We start from the raw sequence: 22,261 nt of genomic DNA on the forward strand, positions 1-22,261 counted from the left end.
TACTGGCACTTTTTTCCTGCCTTGACTACTCCTCGTCGTCACCATCGACGTGCGAGCGAATCAGCGTCATGAACGCTTTACCAAAACGCTCCAGCTTGCGCGTTCCCACGCCGTTAACGCTGAGCATCTCTCCCGGCGACAGCGGCATTTGCTCGGCCATTTCAATCAGTGTGGCATCGTTAAAGACCACGTAAGGCGGAATGTTCTCTTCATCGGCAATGGCTTTACGCAGCTTGCGCAGTTTAGCGAACAGTTTGCGGTCGTAATTACCTACCGCCGCTTTCTGCATCACGCGCGGTTTCAGGGCGACAATACGTGGTACGGCAAGCTGCAGCGGCGCTTCGCCACGCAACAGCGGACGGGCGGCATCGGTCAACTGCAATGCGGAATGTTGAGCGATATTCTGCGTGATAAACCCTAAGTGGATCAGCTGACGGATCACGCTGACCCAGTGTTCGTGGCTCTTTTCCCGCCCCATGCCGTAGACCTTGAGCTTATCGTGCCCAAACTCGCGGATACGCTGATTATTAGCGCCGCGAATCACTTCCACCACGTAGCCCATCCCAAAACGCTGGTTGACGCGACCAATGGCGGAAAGCGCGATCTGCGCATCGCTCACGCCATCGTATTGCTTCGGCGGATCAAGGCAGATGTCGCAGTTGCCGCAGGGCTCCTGCCGCCCTTCGCCGAAATAGTTGAGCAGCACCAGGCGACGACAGGTTTGCGCTTCGGCAAAGGCGCCCATCGCATTGAGTTTGTGACGTTCGATATCCTGCAGTTGCCCGGCGGGTTTTTCTTCCAGGCAGCGGCGCAGCCACGCCATATCGGCCGGATCGTAAAACAACATGGCTTCAGCGGGCAGACCGTCACGCCCGGCACGGCCCGTTTCCTGATAGTAGGATTCGATATTGCGCGGGATGTCAAAATGCACCACAAAGCGCACGTTGGGTTTGTTGATACCCATGCCGAACGCCACCGTCGCCACCACAATTTGCAAATCATCGCGCTGGAATTTTTCCTGCACGTCGGCGCGAACGTCGTTCTCCAGCCCCGCGTGATACGCCCCGGCGCTGATGCCGCGGCTTTGCAGACGCGCAGCGGTATCTTCCACTTTCGCCCGGCTGTTGCAGTAAATAATGCCGGACTTACCGCGCTGTTCCTGTACATAGCGCATCAGTTGATCGAGCGGTTTAAATTTTTCCATCAACATGTAGCGGATGTTCGGGCGGTCAAAGCTGCTGATCTGAATTAGCGGATCGTTCAACCCCAGCAGACGTACGATATCGAGGCGGGTGGTGTCGTCGGCGGTCGCCGTCAGCGCCATAAACGGCACGGCAGGGAAACGCTGACGCAACTGTCCCAGCGCCGCATATTCCGGGCGGAAATCATGGCCCCATTGCGAGATACAATGCGCTTCGTCCACCGCCAGCATCACCGGATTCCAGTGGCTGAGGTTATCGAGGAAGTTGTCGAGCATCAGGCGTTCAGGCGCGATGTACAGCAGGCGAATTTTGCCGGTACGGCAGCCGGCCATCACCTCAAGCTGCTGCTCGCGGCTTTGCGTGGAATTGAGACAGGCCGCCGCCACACCGTTGGCCAGTAGCTGATCGACCTGATCTTTCATCAGTGAAATCAGCGGCGATACGACAACCGTAAGCCCGTCAAGTACCAGCGCCGGGATCTGATAACAGAGCGATTTTCCGCCGCCTGTCGGCATCACCACCAGGCAGTCGCGCCCTTCCAGCGCCGTATTGATGATCGCTTCCTGGCCCGGGCGGAACTGCTGGTAGCCAAAGGTTTCCTGCAAAACCTGCTTCGCCAGTGATTCCTGATTGAGTACTTCCGCCTGTGCCACAGTGACCCCATTTCTCAGAATAAAAACAGGCGCTATTTTCAGCGCCTGTGAGCGAAACTGCAATGTTTTAAAACAGATCGTTGAGCATAACGCCAACGCCGATGCGCGTCTGGTTAAAGTTGTAATCAATCAACGATTCACCATAGCCGCTATAAACCTGTGTATAAACACGTACATGCTTCGTGATCGGATAACTGACGCCGACTTCTGCGCCGCCATAGCCCGTATTCCAGTTGTACTGGCCCTGCGCGCTGAGCACCGCATCACCAAGCTGATAGCCGATTTTCAGACGGTAGTAACCCATGTATTTAGCGATATCCGGGTTATCGTTGGTGCTGCCAATCACATACCAGGGTTTCACTTCCACCAGCCAGTTACCGTTCTGCGCCATCAGGCGGGTATAGAGACGGTTCCAGCTACGGGACGTCGGGTCGGAACGGCCGTTCGAGTCGTGGTTATAGCCGAACTCCACGTCACGTAACGTCCAGCCGGCAAAAGAGTAATCAGTGGCAAAACCGAGAAACAGCTGAGGTTCATAGTTGGTTTCGCGAAACGGCGCGGATTCTTTGCTGTTGGAAAGCTGCCACCACGAACGTTGCGTATACGACGCCCCCAGCACGGAGTTATCGCCCAGAATGCCGCGCCAGAGCGGAAATGCCAGGCTCAACTGGAATTTCACTTCATCTTTGCGCGCATTCTCCGACCAGTCGTAGCTCCGAATCGCTTCTTTGTTCAGATCGCTGGTCCAGGTGTAGAGCAAATAGTTGCTCTCATAAGGATAAAGGGTGAAGGGATTATCATGTTCCTGCAGCAGATTCGCGATGATGCTACCGCGAACGGCGGGCGCGTCATGAACTTCCTTAATTGTCGCTTCCTGCGCGAGGGCCGAAAATGACAGCCCGACCATTGTCAGCAGCCAACCCAGAAAAATACGCATCGATTCTGTTCTCCCGAACCTTAGATTATTTGCCAGAGTTATTATTCTGCGCCTCATTCTACAGACTTACATGACACAACGCTTGCCTGAATATTCTTTCTTAAAAGTGGAAATCAACAATTGATAATCATAAAATCAACATTTCATTAACCAACGGATAAACTGTTATGTCTGCTGAATTAACGGCCGAAGCGGTACTCAACATGGTGGGCGAGATCTTTGTGTATCACATGCCGTTTAACCGTGCACTGGGCCTGGAGCTGGAACGCTACGAGAAAGAGTTTGCCCAGTTGAGCTTTAATAATCAGCCGATGATGGTCGGTAACTGGGCGCAAAGCATTCTTCACGGCGGCGTGATTGCTTCTGCGCTGGACGTGGCGGCGGGCCTTGTTTGCGTGGGCAGCACGTTGACGCGCCACGATACCATCAGCGAAGAAGAACTTCGCCAGCGTCTGTCGCGAATGGGAACTATCGATCTGCGCGTGGATTATCTGCGTCCGGGGCGCGGCAACCGTTTTACCGCGACCAGCAGCCTGCTGCGTGCGGGTAACAAAGTTGCCGTGGCGCGCGTGGAGTTGCACAACGAAGAGCAGGTGTACATCGCCAGTGCAACTGCCACATATATGGTGGGTTGAGTCGCTATTATCGGGTAAAATCCCTTCACTTTTTTGCAAGGAATTGAACCGATGGATGCTAAACAGACGCGGCTGGGTGTATTGCTTGCACTCGCCGCTTATTTTATCTGGGGTATCGCACCAGCCTACTTCAAACTGATTTATTACGTTCCTGCTGATGAAATCCTCACGCATCGGGTCATCTGGTCATTTTTCTTTATGGTGGCGCTGATAAGCCTCAGCCGTCAGTGGCCGCAGGTCAAAAAATTACTGCATACGCCAAAGAAGATATTCTTGCTGGCGCTGTCGGCCGTGCTGGTCGGGGGAAACTGGCTGCTGTTTATCTGGGCGGTGAATAATCACCATATGCTGGAAGCCAGTCTCGGCTACTTTATCAATCCGCTGGTGAATATCCTGCTGGGGATGATTTTTCTCGGCGAACGTTTTCGCCGAATGCAATGGGTGGCCGTTGCGCTGGCAGTATGCGGTGTACTGGTTCAGCTATGGACGTTTGGCTCGCTGCCGATCATTGCGCTGGGGCTGGCGTTCAGCTTTGCTTTTTACGGCCTGGTGCGGAAGAAAATCGCGGTGGATGCGCAGACCGGTATGCTGGTTGAAACGCTGTGGCTGCTGCCGGTGGCGGCGGTTTATCTGTTTGGTATTGCTGACAGCGCCACCAGCCATATGGGGCAAAACCCAATGTCACTCAATCTGTTACTGATGGCGGCAGGGGTAGTGACCACCGTTCCGCTACTGTGCTTTACCGGTGCCGCGACGCGTCTGCGCCTCTCCACGCTCGGCTTCTTCCAGTACATTGGTCCGACGCTGATGTTCCTGCTGGCGGTCGCGTTCTACGGCGAAACGCCGGGCGCAGACAAAATGGTGACGTTCGCGTTCATCTGGGTCGCGCTGGTGATCTTCGTGATAGATGCAGTGTATACACAAAGACGAGGACGTCAGAGCTAGAAGATTGCCGGATGGCGCTTCGCTTATCCGGCCTACGATGATGTGCTCTTGTAGGGCGGGTAAACGCAGTGCCACCCGCCATTTTTTTACAGCCAGTTCTTGCGCTTAAAATAGAGGTACGGCGCCAGGCCGGCGAGGATCATAAAGATAATCGCGCCCGGATAGCCAAAGCTCCACTTCAGCTCCGGCATAAACTCGAAGTTCATCCCATAGCTTGAAGCCACCAGCGTCGGCGGCAGGAATACCACAGAGACCACCGAGAAGATCTTGATGATGCGGTTCTGCTCGATGTTGATAAAGCCCATCGCCGCCTGCATCAGGAAGTTCACCTTCTGGAACAGCGATTCGTTGTGTGGCAGCAGGGACTCGATATCTCGCAGGATCTCGCGCGCCTGCTCCAGTTGACCGGCAGGAATACGCGCTTTACGCACCAGAAAGTTCAGGGCGCGCTGGGTATCCATCAGACACAGGCGAACCTTCCAGCCGATATCTTCCAGTTCCGCCAGTGTAGAAAGCGGTTCGTCGTATTCATCACCCTGATGGCCTTCCATGATGACGCGGCTCAGCTTTTCCAGATCGCTGTAAATATTTTCAATTTCATCCGCCAGCTGTTCGATTTTGGTTTCGAACAGATCCAGCAGCAGCTCATAGGCGTTGCCGTCGACCATTTCCTGGCTGCGGGCGCGCATACGATAGAGACGAAATGCCGGCAGTTCACGTTCGCGCAGCGTGAAAAGACGCCCTTCGCGAATGGTAAATGCGACGGTGGAGTTACCGGCGTGGTCTTCCGCATCTTCAAAAAAGAAAAATGAGTGAATGTGCAGCCCGTCTTCGTCTTCAAAAAAACGCGCGGATGCTTCGATGTCTTCCAGTTCAGGTCGTGTCGCCAGGTTCTGGCCCAATTCCGTTTGCACACGGCTTCGCTCGTCATCGTCCGGCTCGACGAGATCCACCCACACGGAACTGGCCAGGTGTTTGATCTCATCCGCCTCAAGACGCGTTAAGCGGTTATTTTCCAGTTGAAATGCGCTCAGCATGACCGGGACTCCCAATGCAAAATATTATCGGACAGTTCGGAGGGCACACAGAAACGAATGGAGTTTCAGACCATTAAGTCTGACTCAGCGCGACGGGATAGAGAAAGGTCGCCGACAACCGCTAAGGCTATCAGCATAAGAGGATAGCCTTAGGAGTTGTTCCTGATTGACAGGAAGTTGAGCCAGCATCTACTGGGTGTGTCCAAGGCGAATGTCCTCTTAGCGTAATCGTGCGCGCATGTTACGCCAGCAAAAATGCAGCGTCAACAGACAACGAAACGCCAGAGAGTATTAATTCCCCTCTGGCATATAAGGCTAGCAGATTATTACAAAAAAATGATATTTTTCTGAATGTTACACAGTTTCAAGGCGCGCATAAGCGGCAACCAGCCATTTGATGCCCTGGCCCTGGAACGCCACCTGCAACCGGCTGTGCTCACCGCTGCCTTCCAGATTGACGATAGTCCCCTCGCCAAACTTCGCGTGACGCACGCGCTGGCCCAGCTTGTAGCCAGTATCGTTCTCCGTCACCGGCGTACCCAGACGCTGATGGCTGACCGGGCGGCTCACCGTCGCGCGTAAACGTACCTCTTCAACGCAGGCTTCAGGCAGTTCACCGATAAACCGTGACGGACGGTGGTACACCTCTTTGCCATACAGACGGCGTGTTTCGGCGTAGGTCAGCGTCAATTTTTGCATCGCACGGGTTACGCCCACATAGGCCAGACGACGTTCTTCTTCCAGACGACCGCCTTCATCCAGCGACATCTGGCTCGGGAACATCCCCTCTTCCATGCCGACGATAAACACCTGTGGGAACTCCAGCCCTTTTGCCGAGTGGAGCGTCATCAGTTGAACAGCATCCTGCCACGTGTCTGCCTGCCCTTCGCCCGCTTCAAGTGCGGCATGAGACAGGAATGCCTGCAGCGGTAGCAGATCTTCGTCTTCATCCTGATAGCTGAACTGGCGCGTTGCCGTCACCAGTTCCTCTAAGTTTTCGATACGCGTTTGACCCTTCTCGCCTTTTTCCTGTTCGTACATCATTCGCAGGCCAGAATCTTTAATGACCCGGTCGGTCTGAACATGCAGCGGCATGTCGGCCGTTTCCTGCGCCAGCGCGTCAATCAGTTCCAGAAAACGCTGTAACGCGCTGGCAGCGCGCCCGGCGAGGGCTTTTTCCTGCAACAGTTCGCGACAGGCCTGCCATAGTGTCAACTGACGATCACGCGACGCCTGGCGCACCACGTCCAGTGTGCGATCGCCAATACCACGCGTCGGGGTATTCACCACACGCTCAAACGCCGCGTCGTCATTGCGGTTGGCAATCAGACGCAAATAGGAGAGCGCATCTTTGATTTCCTGGCGTTCGAAGAAGCGCATACCGCCGTAAATACGGTACGGCATACTCGCCTGCAGCAGCGCCTCTTCCAGCACACGCGACTGGGCGTTGCTGCGATAAAGAATGGCACATTGTTCCAGCGCGCCGCCGTTGTCCTGCCAGGTTTTGATCCGGTTAACCACAAAGCGTGCTTCATCCAGTTCGTTGAAGGCGCAGTAGAGGGAAATCGGTTCGCCGTCGACCCCGTCGGTCCAGAGTTTTTTACCGAGGCGGCCATCGTTGTTTTCGATCAGGGCATTCGCCGCGCTGAGGATATTACTGGTCGAACGGTAGTTCTGCTCCAGGCGGATGGTTTCCGCACCCGGGAAATCGTTCAGGAAACGCTGGATGTTTTCCACCTGCGCGCCGCGCCAGCCGTAGATCGACTGATCATCGTCGCCGACGATCATCACTTTGCCGGTGTCGCCCGCCAGCAGACGGATCCACGCGTACTGAATGTTGTTGGTATCCTGGAATTCGTCGACGAGGATATTAGTGAAGCGTTCGCGGTAGTGTTGCAGGATATGCGGCTTGTTGAGCCATAGCTCATGCGCACGCAGCAGCAGTTCGGCAAAATCCACCAGCCCGGCACGGTCGCAGGCTTCCTGATAGGCCTTATAGACATCGATCCAGGTTTGCTCCATGGGATTACCGTAACTCTGGATATGATGCGGGCGCAGCCCTTCATCTTTCTGACCGTTGATGTACCACATCGCCTGACGCGGCGGCCACTGCTTCTCATCAAGATTCATGGCTTTGATCAGGCGTTTCAGCAGACGCAGTTGATCTTCGCTGTCGAGGATCTGGAAATCCTGCGGCAGGTTGGCATCCAGATGATGCGCCCGCAGCAGACGATGCGCCAGACCGTGAAAAGTACCGACCCACATGCCACCCTGGGAGGTGCCCATCAGTTGCGAAATACGATGACGCATTTCCGCCGCCGCTTTGTTGGTGAACGTCACCGCCATAATTGAATACGGCGAGCTGTTTTCCACGCTCAGCAGCCAGGCGATGCGATGCACCAGCACACGCGTCTTACCACTGCCCGCCCCCGCCAGCACCAGCATATTGGTGCGCGGCGCCGCCACGGCTTCACGCTGTTTATCATTGAGGCTGTCGAGCAGGTAAGAAACGTCCATTGGCACCGCCGAATATGTGTCGGGGACGGAAAGCGTGACGCCTTCCGTCAAAACCCTGGGAATTTATACAGAACTGCTGGTGATTATATCAGCGTCGTGAGGGATGCCAACCGGGAAATTTCGATGTGCGGCAGCAGGCGACTGTCATTGATTTGCATCAGCGAGCCTTCAAGCAGGTTGATCCAGCATGCCTGCATGCCACAGCGGATCGATCCCGCAACATCGGTTGTCAGGTCATCGCCAACGTGCAGGATCTGGCCGAGCGGCACATTCAAACGCTCTGCGGCCAGATGGTACATATCAGCAAAGGGTTTGGAGCGGCCGTCCGGGCCGGCGCGCAACACAAACTGGAAGTAGTCGCTCAAGCCAAACAGCTCCGGCTGGGCGTTACCGTTAGTGATCGCCACCAGCGGCCACCGTTTCGCCAGCGCGGCCAGCGTATCGTGCGTCTCCTGTGGGACATCAACCCGGCTACGCCATTTGGCGAAATTGACCATCGCCGCCGTCGCGCCAATGGACGCCTCTTCGGCGCTCAACCCTGCCTGCAGCATGGCCTGTTCCACCGCCCGACGGCGCCATTCGGTGACGTCATGGTAAATATCGGGTTCGATTTTGCGCAGCGCATGGCGCAGTTGCATAAAGTCGCTGCTCGCAAAACCGCTGAGCGCAGGATGATAATTTTGCAGAAACGCCAGCGATTCCTGCTCCGTTTTCAGGATCACCTGACGGTTATCGTAAAGGGTATCGTCCAGGTCAAACGTCAGCGCGGAAATCTGACCTAATGGGCGGTAAAAACGCATTATTTCCCCCGTTTGGCGCGTGGGTGCGCCGCATCGTACACCGAGGCAAGGTGTTGAAAATCAAGGTGGGTATAAATTTGAGTCGTCGCCAGATTGGCGTGGCCCAGCAGTTCCTGCACGCCGCGCAGATCGCCACTCGATTCCAGCATATGTGTGGCAAACGAGTGACGGAGCTTATGCGGATGCACATGGCTGTTCAGCCCCTGCTTAATGCCCCACTCGGCAAATCGCTTCTGTACGTTGCGCGCCGAAATTCGCTTGCCCTGCTTCGATAAAAACAGTGCGTCGTCATCGCCGCCGAACAGGCCGCGAAGATCGAGCCAGTGTTCAATCCATGTCACCGCAGTGCGGCCAATGGGTAAGCGACGCTCCTTGCTGCCTTTGCCGATGACCCACACTTCGCCGGTAGTGAGATCGAGGCTTTTGATGTCCAGGTTCACCAGCTCGGACAGGCGCAACCCGGCGCCGTACATGATTTCCAGCATCGCGCGGTCACGTACCGCCAGCGGGTCGTTAAGATCAATATCCAGCAACCGGTTAACATCGTCTACGTCGATATTTTTCGGCAAATGGCGCGGCGCTTTTGGCGCAGAGACCGCTTTCGCCGGGTTGGCGTTCAGCTCTCCCTGCCACACCATCCAGTCAAAGAAACTGCGCAGCGCCGAGAGCCGCAACGCCAGGCTTGCCGGGCCGAGACCGTTACGCCGACTGCGAACCACAAAGTTACGCACTACGGCGACATCACATTGCTGCCAGCCCGAAATGCCAGTGTCACCGGCTATCTGGATGATGGCATCAAGTTGCTGTCGGTAATTGCGTAAGGTGATGGGGCTGAGCTGGCGCTCAACGCCCAGATAGCGAAGGAAGCGTTCGACAGCGTCGTGCATTGAGGAATCGGTCATACGCGCTCAATCCAGCGCTCCAGCAGTCCGGGCAGCATCAGCGCAATTTCCTGTAACAGCTGGGTGCCTTGCCCCTGCTGGTAATGATGCGCATCGCGGCTGCTAAAGAGGATTACGCCAAGATCGCTGTCGCTGCCGAGCATCGACATCGCGACCGAGCCAATGGCCTTCGCGTCCGGCAGGACAACCAGCAGTTCCGGCCCGTTCAGCGAGCCAAGGTAATGACGTGCGTGGCCCAGCCGCTGAATACGCAGCGGCTCAAACGCCTGGCGGGACAACGCCAGATGCGTCGCGCGGGTCGGCGCGCCGATGCGCCAGCGATCAGGGAACAGGCGAACTGTCGCCCCGGCAAGACCGAGATCTCGCGCCCAGCGGTGAAAACGGGTCAGCATGTCGTCGAGGCTTTCAGCGGACGCCAGCCGGGTTTGCAGGTGCAACAGACGATAGAACAGGCTTTCGTTTGTCGTGGCCTGCTCCATTAGCAGCGAAATGTTTTCTTCCAGCGTGCTGATGTGGTTACGCGCCCGCGCCATATGCCATTCCACCAGCGATACGGTGCCGCGAACCGGATGAGGAACCCGCATCTGCTCGACGAACGGCGCATTGCGGGTAAAAAATTCAGGATGTTGCAGCAGGTACTCCACCACGGCGCGATCGTCCAGCGCCGTGACCACATCCTGCTGTTCTTCCCCGACTTGTTTCATAAGTGAATAAATCCGTCGTAGACATGTGCCGCCGGGCCAGTCATAAACAACGGTTGACCCGGACCTTTCCAGGCGATATCGAGTCGCCCGCCTGGTAATTCCACGCGTACTTCTTCTGCCAGCAGCCCTTGCTGAATGCCGACAGCGACCGCCGCGCACGCGCCGCTACCGCAGGCCTGCGTTTCCCCTGCGCCGCGCTCATAAACGCGCAGACGAATATGGTCACGGTTGACTATCTGCATAAAGCCGATATTAGCGCGCTCGGGAAAACGTTCGTGACTCTCCATCACCGGTCCCAGCGTTTCTACCGCCGCGGTGTCGACGTCATCGACCTGAATCACGCAGTGTGGATTTCCCATCGACACCACGCCGCACAATATTGTCTGCTCGGCCGCACGCATAATATAGGTCTTTTCCGCTTTGTTCGCGCGAAACGGCACCTGTGACGGCTCAAAGTTGGGCTCACCCATGTTCACCCGAACCAGATCGTCATCTGTTACGCTTAATACCATACGACCATTCGCCGTACTGACGCGAATATCACGTTTATTGGTCAGCCCTTTCAGGCGCACAAAACGCGCGAAGCAGCGCGCACCGTTGCCGCACTGCGACACTTCGCTGCCATCGGCATTGAAAATACGGTAGTGAAAATCCAGTTCAGGATCGTACGGCGGTTCAACGATCAGCAGTTGATCGAAACCGACACCGAGATGCCGATCCGCTAACCGCCGGATCAGCTCCGGCGAAAAAAACACATTCTGCGTTACCGCGTCGACGACCATGAAGTCGTTACCCAGACCGTGCATTTTAGAGAACTGCATCATCTACTCCATTCACGGGATTGAGAACGGAACCGTCAGTAATTCACCTGAGTCGGGCCGCCATTGTCGCCACGATCGTTACGATCCGGCGTTGTACTCTGAATTGTGCTATCAACCGGTTTTGTCGGCGGCGGTGCGGTTTTATCTGCCGGAGGGAAATAAAGCGGCCCTTTCAGTCCACAGCCGGTCAGGCTGAACATCGTCAGTAGTATGGCGAGCGTTCGGTAAACGTTTTTCATTCTAAAATGCCTGTTGTTCATGCTTTCTGTTTTCTATCATCGCAGGAGAAGACGTAAAAGCAAGCGTTTAGCGCCTAACTGCAACGCATTATGTTTCGCGTTATACTGCCGCCATCACTAAAAAATAGGAAACAAAAATGAACGACAGTGAATTTCATCGCCTTGCGGACGCCCTGTGGCTGACCATCGAAGAACGCCTTGACGACCGGGACAGCGACAGTGATATCGACTGCGAGATTAACGGCGGCGTGCTGACGCTCTCTTTCGACAACGGCAGCAAAATTATTATTAACCGTCAGGAGCCGTTGCACCAGGTGTGGCTGGCGACAAAACAGGGCGGCTATCACTTTGACCTGAAAGGGGATGAGTGGGTCTGCGATCGCAGCGGCGAAACGTTCTGGGATCTTTTAGAGCAGGCTGCCACGCAGCAGGCGGGAGAACCGGTCAGTTTCCGCTAAGCGCGGTCTGCCGCGTAACTACGAAAAATATTGCTGCAGTAACGGCGCCGTGTTGTCCTGATCGATCGCGGCGGCCGTGCCAATCGCCTGGGTGCGGAACGGAATGACCTGCGCGCGCCCGTCGACTTTCACAATCTGGTAAAACTGCGGCAGGTTGAAGTTGATAAAGCTGGAGCCGTAGGTAAAGCGGTCGTGAGACGATGAATAGAAGCGGCTGACGTCACGAACCAGCTCCTCTTTACTCCCTTCGCAGTGGTGGTAGACCTCTGCCCGGTTTGTCTCATCCAGAATGTAAATATTAAAGCCGTTATCATCACTGGTATCTTCAAAGAAGAACTGGATGATCCCTTCGCTGGCGAAACCGTCAACCACCGGCGGTAGCTGAACCTGATTGGTTTCGACCTGAACAGACAGACCGTGCAGCTTGTTATGCGAAATGGCGCCGTAAAACTCGATGGCGTTTTCCAGCTTCTGTACCGACACGTTCAGACGTTCGAAGAACAGGCCCCAGGTCTGCCCGGAGACGCGCAGCGCTTTGAAGCGCCCGGTTTCCTGACGCGTACTGGAAAGGCGCAGCTCGATACATTCAGAAACCAGTTGCTGCACGCGGGTGCGAATCAAACCACGAAGGTGCTGGCTGTAGCAAAAGACTTCAACGCTGTCCGGCGGCGCGGCATCCTGGTGCATTTTGCCGAGAATCGTTTTTAAAGCTTCGATCATCGCCTGCTCGCCGTTGAAATGCAGTGTCCGCACTTCGTTCCACGAGTTGCGATACAGCAGATCAATACTGCCAATCAGGCAATTTTGCGCTTCGCCAAAGCTGAAGACATCCAGCTTGCGGAAATCGAAATGAACCACCTGATTGCGGAACGCCGCCGTCGGGTCGTATTCGAGGTTAACGATAATCGCCAGATGGCGGATTTCACAGGGGCTGTACAGCGCTTTTGGCGTCGGTGCCGGCAGGCGCAGCGGGAAGTGATGAGACACATCCGCCACCATTTCCTGCAGTTTCGCCAGATCAACAAGACCGTTGCCCTTAATAAACAGGTGCGTGCGTGACGTCAGCAGGCCGTTAAACCAGGCCCAGGCCACCAGCTTATTAAGATAACGGTTATATTCCAGCGGTTGATGGCTGACGATAGATTCCATGTTCGGCGCACGGTTGTAGAGATACCACCCCGTACGGTTAGCGCGGCCCGGCGGCACATAAATAAACGTCAGATTCGGCTCGGAAAGATCCGGGGAAATCTGCGGATTCACCAACGTCACTTTGCCCGGTAAGGCTTCAAATGCGGCATACAGTTTACGCGTCAGCACGCCGATATCCTGCGGGCTGGCGGAGACGCTCAGGTTGTTACGGCGGGCGAAACGGATGAGGTTACGATAGCTCTGCATCATCGCATCGAGCAGTTCGTTATGCGCATTGCGCACTTCATCGATTTTCCAGTTCGCACGGTTGTCGAGCATGGTCAGACGCGCATCGTCCCAGCCCCACTCTTTCACTAACTGGGAGAGCACTTCACGACGCCAGCCGACGCAGGCGCGCTCGCGGCTCAGTTTTTCGCACACTTTGAGATAGAAACAGCGGCGTACCAGATCAAGACGCGTTTCGTCTTCAATATTAACGAGATATTCGGTGACGCGCTCCAGCATCATGCAGTACGGGTCGAGACCAAACGAAATGATCTCACCGTCATGCAGGCGCTGTTTGATATCTTTCGCCAGCAGGCGCGGATTGGGATATTCCCAGGAATAGGCCTCCAGCAGCAGGGTTTTCAACACCGCTTTGTAGGGCGAGTCGATGCTTTTATAAAGCTGCCACAGGCTGGCGCCAAAGTACTCTTCCGCCGACAGCGAGCTCAGACCGCCAAGATCCAGCCACTCGTTCGGTGTCAGCACGCCCTGCGCATACAGTGTCATCACGTAGTCGTCGTAATGCTCTTCTTCGTCGCCAGGCACCATATTCCACAGAATACGTTTCCCGGCGAGGCGCACGGCGGTACGATAAAATTCGTCGAGCAGCAGGATGTGCTGCGTTGAGCCGCAGTCCTCGCCGCCGAGGCTGCCGCTTTCATTGTGGCGGAAGCGGTTTTCGTCAATCAGGAAGAAACTAACCTCAACACCCAACGACGCGGCCCAGCTTTCCAGCAGACTGCATTTACGTTGCAGCAGTTGGCGTTCGTCGTTGTCGAGCCACGACTGGTGGCAGACCCAGATATCCAGGTCAGAGGAACAGCTTTGCCCTACCGACGACGTACTGCCCATGGTGTACACGCCAGTGATCGGCAGTTCACCCTGCGGGGTTTCCTGCCTCGGCATGCCGCGGTGCAGTTCGAGTTCATCAAGATAGTGGCGTTGGGTTTCATCAGGCGTGAAAAGGCAGATGCCAGCGGGAACGTTACCGTCAAGGTAACCCGGCATCAGCGGGTGATGATAATGCAGCAATGTCGGCAGTAGACTGTAGACCTGTTGGAACGCAGGCCCCATGGCAGCAAGCGCGCGATCCACACGCAATTGATTGATGGCATCCAGTCTCTGTTTAAGTGTCTCAATGTAGAGGTACAAGACATTTCGCCTGATGTTCAAACCCCGGTACCCAAGGCGATGAGCCGCCAGAGATACGACATGGGTTGCAGTAATTCAACAAATACCGTTACCGTTTGTCGTCGTTTTCGTTTTGGTCGCGTTGACGAACAAATGGTTTAAAACGTGATCAATCTAACACCTTGCTGATTGACCGTAAAGAAAGATGCGCTACATACAAGTGTAGCATCAATTAATTCACGAAAATTTCTGAAAGCGGTCCGGGCGGGTTACGCAGTCGATCGCATAATGACGTAACGCTTCCACTTCCCTCTTCCCGCAAAAAACCGTGAAAACTGACATCCTTAAGGCAAGAGTGTTAGGATGGTTAGTGGACGATTATGACGGTAACAAGCATGTTAGACAAAGTTTTGAGAATTGCCACACGGCAGAGTCCCCTCGCGTTGTGGCAGGCACATTATGTCAAAAATAGCCTCATGGCCTGTCACCCCGGACTGGATGTCGAACTTGTGCCGATGGTGACCCGCGGCGATGTGATCCTCGACACCCCACTGGCCAAAGTCGGCGGTAAAGGGCTGTTCGTCAAAGAGCTGGAGTTAGCGCTGCTTGAGAATCGTGCTGACATCGCCGTTCACTCGATGAAAGACGTGCCCGTTGATTTCCCCGAAGGGCTTGGGCTGGTGACCATTTGCGAGCGTGAAGATCCGCGCGACGCCTTCGTCTCTAACCACTATAACTCGCTGGATGATCTCCCCGCCGGCAGCGTTGTTGGCACCTCCAGTTTACGCCGTCAGTGTCAGCTTGCCGCCCACCGCCCTGATCTGGTGATCCGTTCCCTGCGTGGCAACGTCGGAACGCGGCTGAGCAAGCTGGACAACGGCGACTATGACGCCATTATTCTCGCCACCGCCGGGCTGATCCGTCTGGGGCTTGAGTCTCGCATCCGCATGGCGTTGCCGCCAGAAACCTCGTTACCGGCCGTCGGTCAGGGCGCGGTTGGCATTGAATGCCGCCTGGGCGATGACTGGACCCGTGCGTTGCTGGCGCCGCTGAACCATACCGAAACCGCAATCCGCGTAAAAGCGGAGCGCGCCATGAACATGCGCCTCGAAGGCGGTTGTCAGGTTCCGATTGGCAGCTATGCTGAGCTCATTGACGGCGAAATCTGGCTGCGCGCCCTGGTTGGCGCCCCGGACGGTTCGCAGATGGTGCGTGGCGAGCGCCGCGGCAAACCCGAAGAGGCGGAACAACTGGGCATCTCGCTGGCGGAAGAACTACTGCAAAACGGGGCGCGCGCTATCCTGGCGGCGGTCTACGATGGAGAATCGCCTGCATGAGTATTCTGGTCACCCGCCCGTCTCCGCAGGGAGAAGAATTAGTGAGCCGCTTGCGCACACTGGGGCGAGTGGCCTGGAATTTCCCGCTGATCGAATTTACCCCCGGGCGGGAATTACCGCAGTTGGCCGGCCTGCTGAGTAACCTCAGTGAAAACGATCTGCTGTTTGCGCTGTCCCATCACGCGGTGGCATTTGCCGACGCGCAACTGCGCCAGCAGCAGGTTCACTGGCCGCAAGCGCCCCACTATTTCGCCATTGGCCGCACCACAGCGCTGGCATTACATCAGGTCAGCGGCAACGCGATTCACTATCCACAAGATCGGGAAATCAGCGAAGTCTTGCTACAATTACCTGAATTACAAAAAATTGCGGGAAAGAAAGCGCTGATATTGCGCGGCAACGGCGGGCGGGAATTGCTCGGCGAAACGCTGCAATCGCGCGGTGCTGAAGTGACCTTTTGCGAATGCTATCAGCGAACGGCAAAACATTACGATGGCGCGGAAGAAGCCATGCGCTGGCAATCACGTGGGGTGACCACGCTGGTCGTGACCAGCGGTGAAATGCTACAACAGCTCTGGTCGCTTACCCCGCCGTGGTATCGTGAACACTGGCTACTACGCTGTCGGCTGCTGGTTGTCAGCGAGCGACTGGCGCATCTCGCCAGGGAATTAGGCTGGCAAGAGATACAGATTGCCGATAGCGCCGACAACGATGCGCTGCTGCGCGCGTTACAATAACTCTCAAAACTGGAAGCCATAATGACGGAACAACAACATTCCTCCGCCGTGGTTGAAGAGACCAGGGAGGCCGTGGAAACCACGCCACAGCCAGAAAAAAACCCAGAGCCGCAGAAAACGGCCCCCAAAGGCAGTGGCAACAAGACCAGCCTGGTACTGAGCGCTGTCGCCATTGCTATCGCGCTGGCGGCGGGCGTTGGCTTATACGGTTGGGGAAAACAACAGGCGTTGACGCAAACAACGGCGAATGACACTCTTGCTAATCAACTGATTGCGTTACAGAAATCGCAAGAAACGCAAAAAACCGAATTCGAAGGCATCATCAAACAGCAGGCAGACCAGCTCGCTGAGGCGAAACGCCAGCAGGATGCACTGACTAAACAGCTCGACGAAGTACAGCAAAAAGTAGCCACTATTTCCGGCAGCGACGCCAAAACCTGGCTGCTGGCGCAGGCGGATTATCTGGTCAAACTTGCTGGTCGCAAACTGTGGAGCGATCAGGACGTGACCACCGCGGCGGCGCTGCTGAAAAGCGCGGACGCCAGCCTCGCCGACATGAACGATCCCAGCCTGATCACCGCACGCCGCGCCATTACTGACGATATCGCCAGTTTGTCCGGCGTCGCGCAGGTGGATTACGACGGCATTATTCTGAAGGTTAACCAGCTGGCGAATCAGGTCGATAACCTGCGTCTGGCCGATAACAACGACGACGGCTCGCCGATGGATGACGACGACAGCAGCGAACTCTCCAGCTCGCTCAGCGAATGGCGGGTGAACCTGCAAAAGAGCTGGCAGAACTTTATGGACAACTTTATTACCGTTCGTCGCCGTGATGAAACTGCCGTTCCACTGCTGGCGCCAAATCAGGATGTCTATCTGCGAGAAAATATTCGTTCCCGCCTGTTAGTCGCGGCGCAGGCTGTACCGCGCCATCAGGACGAAACCTACAAACAGGCGCTGGATAACGTCTCCACCTGGGTTCGGGCTTACTACGATACCGAAGACGCGACGACCAAAGGTTTCCTTGAAGAGATCGATAAGCTCAGCCAGCAAAGCATTTCAATGGATATCCCTGACACGCTGCAAAGCCAGGCAATTCTGGAAAAACTGATGCAAACAAGGGTGCGTAACCTGCTGGCCCAGCCCGCTGCTCCGTCTGCAGCAGATGCCGCACCGCAAGCTGATGCCCCGGCTGCGGCACCGCAAGGAGAATAATCATGTTGAAAGTGTTATTGCTCTTTGCATTGTTGATCGCCGGGATTGTACTCGGCCCGATTGTCGCCGGTCATCAGGGCTATGTGCTCATCCAGACGGATAACTACAACATTGAAACCAGCGTTACCGGTCTGGTGATCATTCTCGTTCTGCTGATGGTCGTACTGTTCGCTATTGAATGGCTGCTGCGTCGTCTCTTCCGTACCGGCGCACACACGCGTGGCTGGTTTGTCGGTCGCAAGCGCCGTCGCGCACGTAAACAGACAGAACAAGCGTTGCTGAAACTGGCGGAAGGCGACTACCAGCAGGTTGAAAAGCTGATGGCGAAAAATGCCGATCACGCCGAACAACCGGTAGTGAATTACCTGCTGGCGGCGGAGGCGGCACAGCAGCGCGGTGATGAGATACGTGCGAATCAGCATCTGGAACGCGCCTCTGAGCTTGCCGGTAACGATATGATCCCGGTGGAGATTGCTCGCGTGCGTCTGCAACTGGCGCGTAACGAAAACCACGCGGCGCGCCACGGTGCTGACAGGCTGCTGGAAGTGACGCCGCGCCACCCGGAAGTGCTGCGTCTCGCAGAACAGGCGTTTATTCGCACCGGCGCATGGAGCTCGCTGCTCGACATCATTCCTTCTATGGCGAAAGCCAACGTCGGTGACGATGAGCATCGCGCCGCGCTGGAGCAGCAGGCGTGGATTGGGCTGATGGATCAGGCGCGCGCCGATCAGGGCAGCGACGGTCTGCGTGAGTGGTGGAAGAATCAAAGCCGTAAAACGCGTCATCAGCCCGCACTGCAGGCGGCGATGGCGGATCATCTTATTGAATGTGACGATCATGACACCGCGCAGCAGATCATCATCGACGGCTTAAAACGTCAGTATGACGATCGGCTGGTATTGCTGATCCCGCGTCTCAAGACTAACAATCCGGAACAGCTGGAAAAAGTGCTGCGTCAGCAAATCAAAACCGTGGGTGATCGCCCGCTGCTGTGGAGCACACTCGGTCAGTCGCTGATGAAACACGGCGAATGGCAGGAGGCGAGCTTCGCTTTCCGTGCGGCGCTGAAACAACGTCCGGATGCCTTTGACTACGCCTGGCTCGCCGACACGCTTGACCGTCTCCATCAGCCTGAAGAAGCGGCCACCATGCGCCGTGACGGCCTGATGCTGACCCTGCAGAATAACCCGCCGCAATAATCCTTCCGCTCGCGGTATGGCGAGCACATAAAAAAACGCCTGCGCTGTTTCCAGTGCAGGCGTTAAAACAGGTCTGTTTGACAACATAAATAGGTGCTTCACTCAACGTTATGTCCATGGTGTTTGATGAGGCCGAAGCGACATCTGTCTGTGGACGATAAGCACCGTAAATGGCTCTGCATCATTCCTGAGTTTATGAGGCACTAAGGCGAGCATAAGAGATGGAATGAGCATCTACACGCATATTATTGCACAACGCGTGCCAGAGTTGCATCCCCATTCTGCGTGGCTTCGCAACCTTTAAGAATTGAGGAGATGTCGCCGGACGGAGACATAAACGAGCGATATGGAAAAGTGACGGTAAAATCAGTTAGTTATATGTCACCTGCTGGCAACAGTGCTCAGACGGGTTGTCGTGGTGTAGAGACGGCGGGATAACACATTGAAATAGCGCAGAAAACAAAAAACCCCGCCGAAGCGGGGTTCAAAATTGGTCGGCGAGAGAGGATTCGAACCTCCGACCCACTGGTCCCAAACCAGTTGCGCTACCAAGCTGCGCTACTCGCCGATGTACTGCTTTTTTGAATTTTTAGTTCAATCTGTTAAGTCGTGGTGCGAGGGGGGGGACTTGAACCCCCACGTCCGTAAGGACACTAACACCTGAAGCTAGCGCGTCTACCAATTCCGCCACCTTCGCATATCACAACTTCAAATAATGGGGTGGCTAATGGGATTCGAACCCACGACAACTGGAATCACAATCCAGGGCTCTACCAACTGAGCTATAGCCACCACTGTATTCTTTCACGCGGCCCTGCTTAACTTCACAGACCACCGCAGCTCCAGCGCCGGGTAAAATGGCGCGCCCGACAGGATTCGAACCTGAGACCTCTGCCTCCGGAGGGCAGCGCTCTATCCAGCTGAGCTACGGGCGCTTAGCGCCGTTGCGGGGGTGGATAGTACGGACTTAAGGCGCGCCTGTCTAGTGCTTTTTTTAAGAAAATGCGCGTTTGGTTATGCTTTGCGCATTTTGCCGCTTATTCCCTCACCTTGTCTGCCGAACCATGCCGATTCAGGCCAAACACGTTGTAAATCAGCGTCACCGCGGCCAGGAAGATAATGCCGACAAACAGCGACATACGTGTGTCTTCATTGAATCCCATGCCAATTAATACGCAAACCAGGAACGCCATCGTCAGATAGTTCGCCCAGGGAAACAATACTGAACGGAAGGGGTGGCTGGCGATCGCTTCTTTGTGCGCATGGCGGAAACGCAACTGGCTAATCAGGATGACGAACCACGGCACCATTCCCGGCAACACGCTGGCGCTATAAACATAGACAAACACCCGCTGTGGATTGGGAATGAGGTAGTTCAGGCAGGAGCCGAGCAACAGAATGATAATGGAGATGGTCACACCCGCCACCGGGACACCGCTGCGGGACAGTTTCGCCACCCCAGGCGGTAACTGGCGGTTTTTCGCTAATGCATAAAGCATACGCCCGCAGCTGTACATGCCGCTGTTACAGCCGGACAGCGCTGCCGTCAGCACCACAAAGTTGATGATCCCGGCCGCCGCCGTAATACCGATTTTCGCGAAAGTGAGTACAAACGGGCTGCCGTTGGTGCCGATCTCATTCCATGGGAAAATGGTGACGATAACGAAAATAGCCCCCACGTAGAAAATCAGGATACGCCACAGCACCTTGCTGACCGCGCTGCGCAGCGTCACCTGCGGATTTTTCGCTTCACCGGCGGTAATGCCGATGAGCTCAACGCCCTGATACGACGCCACCACAATACAGAGCGCCGTCAGGAACCCTTTCCAGCCCCCGGCAAAGAAACCGCCGTGTTCCGTCAGGTTGCCGAAACCTACCGAATGTCCCCCATTACCGAAGCCGAAGAAAATGACGCCCAGCCCGACCACAATCATCACAATGATGGTGGTGACTTTGATCATTGCGAACCAGAACTCCAGCTCACCGTACAATCTGACCGCCGCAAGGTTTGCCAGCGCCACCAGCGCTACCGCAATAATGGCCGGTATCCATTGGGGAAGTTCAGGGAACCAGAACTGTACGTAGACACCGATGGCGGTGATTTCGGATATCCCCACCGCCATCCACATAAACCAGTAGGACCAGGCGGTTAAATAGCCGAAGAACGGGCTCATGTAGCGGTGCGCGTAAACGGCGAATGAGCCTGCTACCGGCTCAAGGAACAGCATTTCGCCCATCGATCGCATAATGAAAAAGACAAACAGACCGGCAACGATATAGGCCAGCAGAACGGAAGGTCCGGCCCATTTCAGGGTGCTCGCAGCCCCCATGAACAGGCCGACGCCAATGGTGCCCCCGAGGGCGATTAATTCAATATGACGGGCTTCCAGACCACGCTGGAGCTCCGGTTTTTCCTCAGCCATAGAACCTCTTGTGTTTGCATTGTTCCGGTCATTGCCGGTTATTTTTATGAGTAACGTGTTTTATCGGATGGTGAAGAGCAGTCAAAAAATGCAGCAGACAGCCATTCAGGCAGCGAATGGTTTAACAATTTCTGAGAAATGGCAAACAAAGTCTTAAAAAACTGGAATCATTGCACAATAATCGTTCAATGCTTCCAGTTATGAGCGAGGATCAGAGCTGACCGGTGTAGTGCCAGCGGAGATAGCGGAGGAGTTTCAGTTGCCGCTTAATACGGCTCGGTTGGGAGAGCAGACGGTAAAGCCACTCCAGCCCCAGATTCTGCCAGATTTTCGGCGCGCGTTTGACGTGGCCGGTAAAGACGTCATAGGTGCCGCCGACGCCCATGTACAACGCGCCCGGATAGACCTGGCGGCAGTCGCGCATGAAAATTTCCTGCTTCGGCGAGCCCATCGCCACAGTGATAATTGCCGCCCCGCTGTCGCGGATACGTACAAACAGTGCCTGACGCTGTTCTGGGGAGAAATAGCCATCCTGGCTGCCGACAATATTGACGTTCCACTGCTGGCGGAGTTTGTCTTCGGTCTGCGCCAGTACGTCCGGCTTACCACCGACTAAAAATACTGGCGTCCCTTCCGCCCCGGCGCGCGCCATCAGCGCTTCCCACAGATCAGCGCCCGCCACGCGGGAAACGTCCGCCTGTGGGTATTTTTTGCGTACCGAACGCACGACGCTGATGCCGTCAGCATATTTAAATTCCGCAGCGTCAATCAATGTTCTGACTTCAGCATTCCCTTCAGCAGCCAGCACTTTTTCCGCATTAATGGCCACCAGCGTGCCGGATTTCAGCATTCCGCCCGCGTAGAGGTAATCCAGCGCATGCTGCATATTGCGCCAGCCGATAAGTTGTAAACCACGCAATGTATACAGCGGCGCGGAGGTTGGATCAGTCATG

Annotated in this window: 20 protein-coding genes and 4 tRNA genes; 7 read left to right on the plus strand and 17 right to left on the minus strand. The window is 55.6% G+C overall.

Annotated features, from left to right (window positions below):
• Positions 1-25: 25 nt before the first annotated feature.
• Together recQ and pldA are read right to left on the minus strand one after the other, a co-directional pair.
• On the minus strand, positions 26-1,855 hold the full coding sequence (recQ, locus tag QMG90_RS21020) for an ATP-dependent DNA helicase RecQ (protein ID WP_283281661.1): 1,830 nt from the start codon (positions 1,853-1,855) through the stop codon (positions 26-28).
• Positions 1,856-1,922: 67 nt separating this feature from the next.
• Positions 1,923-2,792 carry a phospholipase A gene (gene pldA, locus QMG90_RS21025; RefSeq protein ID WP_283281663.1) on the minus strand — a complete coding sequence of 290 codons (870 nt, stop codon included), beginning with the start codon at positions 2,790-2,792 and terminating at the stop codon, positions 1,923-1,925.
• 167 nt (positions 2,793-2,959) lie between these two features.
• Here pldA and yigI point away from each other — a divergent pair, with 167 nt between their 5' ends.
• Positions 2,960-3,427: an acyl-CoA thioesterase YigI gene (yigI, locus tag QMG90_RS21030; protein ID WP_049847183.1), complete on the plus strand. Its 468-nt coding sequence runs from the start codon at positions 2,960-2,962 to the stop codon at positions 3,425-3,427.
• A 51-nt stretch (positions 3,428-3,478) separates the two neighbouring features.
• Positions 3,479-4,372: an EamA family transporter RarD gene (gene rarD / locus QMG90_RS21035; protein ID WP_283281665.1), complete on the plus strand. Its 894-nt coding sequence runs from the start codon at positions 3,479-3,481 to the stop codon at positions 4,370-4,372.
• Between the two features lie 86 nt (positions 4,373-4,458).
• On the opposite strand, the gene corA is transcribed toward rarD, so the two are convergent.
• From corA to lptM, 8 genes are all read right to left on the minus strand, one after another.
• A complete protein-coding gene (corA, locus tag QMG90_RS21040; protein WP_038160458.1) occupies positions 4,459-5,409 on the minus strand; it encodes a magnesium/cobalt transporter CorA in 951 nt (316 codons plus the stop codon).
• A 149-nt stretch (positions 5,410-5,558) separates the two neighbouring features.
• The gene (gene ysgD, locus QMG90_RS22590; protein WP_350494802.1) at positions 5,559-5,615 is read right to left on the minus strand and encodes a YsgD/CorL family protein; all 57 of its coding nucleotides are present in this window, start codon (positions 5,613-5,615) and stop codon (positions 5,559-5,561) included.
• A 148-nt stretch (positions 5,616-5,763) separates the two neighbouring features.
• The gene (gene uvrD / locus QMG90_RS21045; RefSeq protein ID WP_283281668.1) at positions 5,764-7,926 is read right to left on the minus strand and encodes a DNA helicase II; all 2,163 of its coding nucleotides are present in this window, start codon (positions 7,924-7,926) and stop codon (positions 5,764-5,766) included.
• Positions 7,927-8,009: 83 nt separating this feature from the next.
• Positions 8,010-8,726, minus strand: coding sequence for a 5-amino-6-(5-phospho-D-ribitylamino)uracil phosphatase YigB (yigB, locus tag QMG90_RS21050; protein WP_283281669.1), 717 nt, complete (start codon positions 8,724-8,726; stop codon positions 8,010-8,012).
• Complete coding sequence (gene xerC, locus QMG90_RS21055) at positions 8,726-9,628, minus strand: tyrosine recombinase XerC (RefSeq protein WP_283281671.1); 903 nt, start codon at positions 9,626-9,628, stop codon at positions 8,726-8,728. Before xerC ends, yigB begins: the two co-directional genes overlap by 1 nt.
• Positions 9,625-10,332, minus strand: coding sequence for a DUF484 domain-containing protein (locus QMG90_RS21060; RefSeq protein WP_283281673.1), 708 nt, complete (start codon positions 10,330-10,332; stop codon positions 9,625-9,627). The genes xerC and QMG90_RS21060 overlap by 4 nt, the downstream gene beginning before the upstream one ends.
• A complete protein-coding gene (gene dapF / locus QMG90_RS21065) occupies positions 10,329-11,153 on the minus strand; it encodes a diaminopimelate epimerase (protein ID WP_283284017.1) in 825 nt (274 codons plus the stop codon). Before dapF ends, QMG90_RS21060 begins: the two co-directional genes overlap by 4 nt.
• Positions 11,154-11,188: 35 nt before the next feature.
• Positions 11,189-11,392, minus strand: coding sequence for an LPS translocon maturation chaperone LptM (gene lptM / locus QMG90_RS21070; RefSeq protein ID WP_283281675.1), 204 nt, complete (start codon positions 11,390-11,392; stop codon positions 11,189-11,191).
• A 137-nt stretch (positions 11,393-11,529) separates the two neighbouring features.
• Between lptM and cyaY the strand changes: the two genes are divergently transcribed.
• Positions 11,530-11,850 (plus strand): iron donor protein CyaY, encoded by a 321-nt coding sequence (gene cyaY / locus QMG90_RS21075; protein WP_283281677.1) that lies wholly within the window; start codon positions 11,530-11,532, stop codon positions 11,848-11,850.
• 18 nt (positions 11,851-11,868) lie between these two features.
• Here cyaY and cyaA read toward each other — a convergent pair whose 3' ends face one another.
• On the minus strand, positions 11,869-14,415 hold the full coding sequence (gene cyaA / locus QMG90_RS21080; protein WP_283281679.1) for a class I adenylate cyclase: 2,547 nt from the start codon (positions 14,413-14,415) through the stop codon (positions 11,869-11,871).
• Positions 14,416-14,789: 374 nt separating this feature from the next.
• Here cyaA and hemC point away from each other — a divergent pair, with 374 nt between their 5' ends.
• From hemC to hemY, 4 genes are read left to right on the plus strand one after another with little or no spacing between them, the layout of a single operon-like run.
• Positions 14,790-15,731 carry a hydroxymethylbilane synthase gene (gene hemC, locus QMG90_RS21085; protein ID WP_283281681.1) on the plus strand — a complete coding sequence of 314 codons (942 nt, stop codon included), beginning with the start codon at positions 14,790-14,792 and terminating at the stop codon, positions 15,729-15,731.
• The gene (gene hemD / locus QMG90_RS21090) at positions 15,728-16,468 is read left to right on the plus strand and encodes a uroporphyrinogen-III synthase (RefSeq protein ID WP_283281683.1); all 741 of its coding nucleotides are present in this window, start codon (positions 15,728-15,730) and stop codon (positions 16,466-16,468) included. The genes hemC and hemD overlap by 4 nt, the downstream gene beginning before the upstream one ends.
• 21 nt (positions 16,469-16,489) lie before the next feature.
• Entirely contained in the window at positions 16,490-17,686 is a 1,197-nt protein-coding gene (hemX, locus tag QMG90_RS21095) for a uroporphyrinogen-III C-methyltransferase (RefSeq protein WP_283281685.1), read from the plus strand.
• A 2-nt stretch (positions 17,687-17,688) separates the two neighbouring features.
• The gene (gene hemY, locus QMG90_RS21100; protein ID WP_283281687.1) at positions 17,689-18,885 is read left to right on the plus strand and encodes a protoheme IX biogenesis protein HemY; all 1,197 of its coding nucleotides are present in this window, start codon (positions 17,689-17,691) and stop codon (positions 18,883-18,885) included.
• Positions 18,886-19,376: 491 nt separating this feature from the next.
• Here hemY and QMG90_RS21105 read toward each other — a convergent pair.
• The 6 genes from QMG90_RS21105 to wecG all read right to left on the minus strand — a co-directional run bounded on the left by QMG90_RS21105 (position 19,377) and on the right by wecG (position 22,260).
• Positions 19,377-19,453, minus strand: a tRNA-Pro gene (locus QMG90_RS21105).
• Positions 19,454-19,495: 42 nt separating this feature from the next.
• Positions 19,496-19,582, minus strand: a tRNA-Leu gene (locus QMG90_RS21110).
• 19 nt (positions 19,583-19,601) lie between these two features.
• A tRNA-His gene (locus QMG90_RS21115) sits at positions 19,602-19,677 on the minus strand.
• A gap of 66 nt (positions 19,678-19,743) precedes the next feature.
• Positions 19,744-19,820: transfer RNA gene (locus QMG90_RS21120), tRNA-Arg, on the minus strand.
• Positions 19,821-19,922: 102 nt separating this feature from the next.
• Entirely contained in the window at positions 19,923-21,308 is a 1,386-nt protein-coding gene (gene thrP / locus QMG90_RS21125; protein WP_283281689.1) for a bifunctional threonine/serine APC transporter ThrP, read from the minus strand.
• A gap of 211 nt (positions 21,309-21,519) precedes the next feature.
• The gene (gene wecG / locus QMG90_RS21130) at positions 21,520-22,260 is read right to left on the minus strand and encodes a lipopolysaccharide N-acetylmannosaminouronosyltransferase (protein ID WP_283281691.1); all 741 of its coding nucleotides are present in this window, start codon (positions 22,258-22,260) and stop codon (positions 21,520-21,522) included.
• Between the last annotated feature and the right edge of the window lies 1 nt (position 22,261).

It is taken from the genome of Trabulsiella odontotermitis (assembly GCF_030053895.1).
Taxonomy (GTDB): domain Bacteria; phylum Pseudomonadota; class Gammaproteobacteria; order Enterobacterales; family Enterobacteriaceae; genus Trabulsiella; species Trabulsiella odontotermitis_C.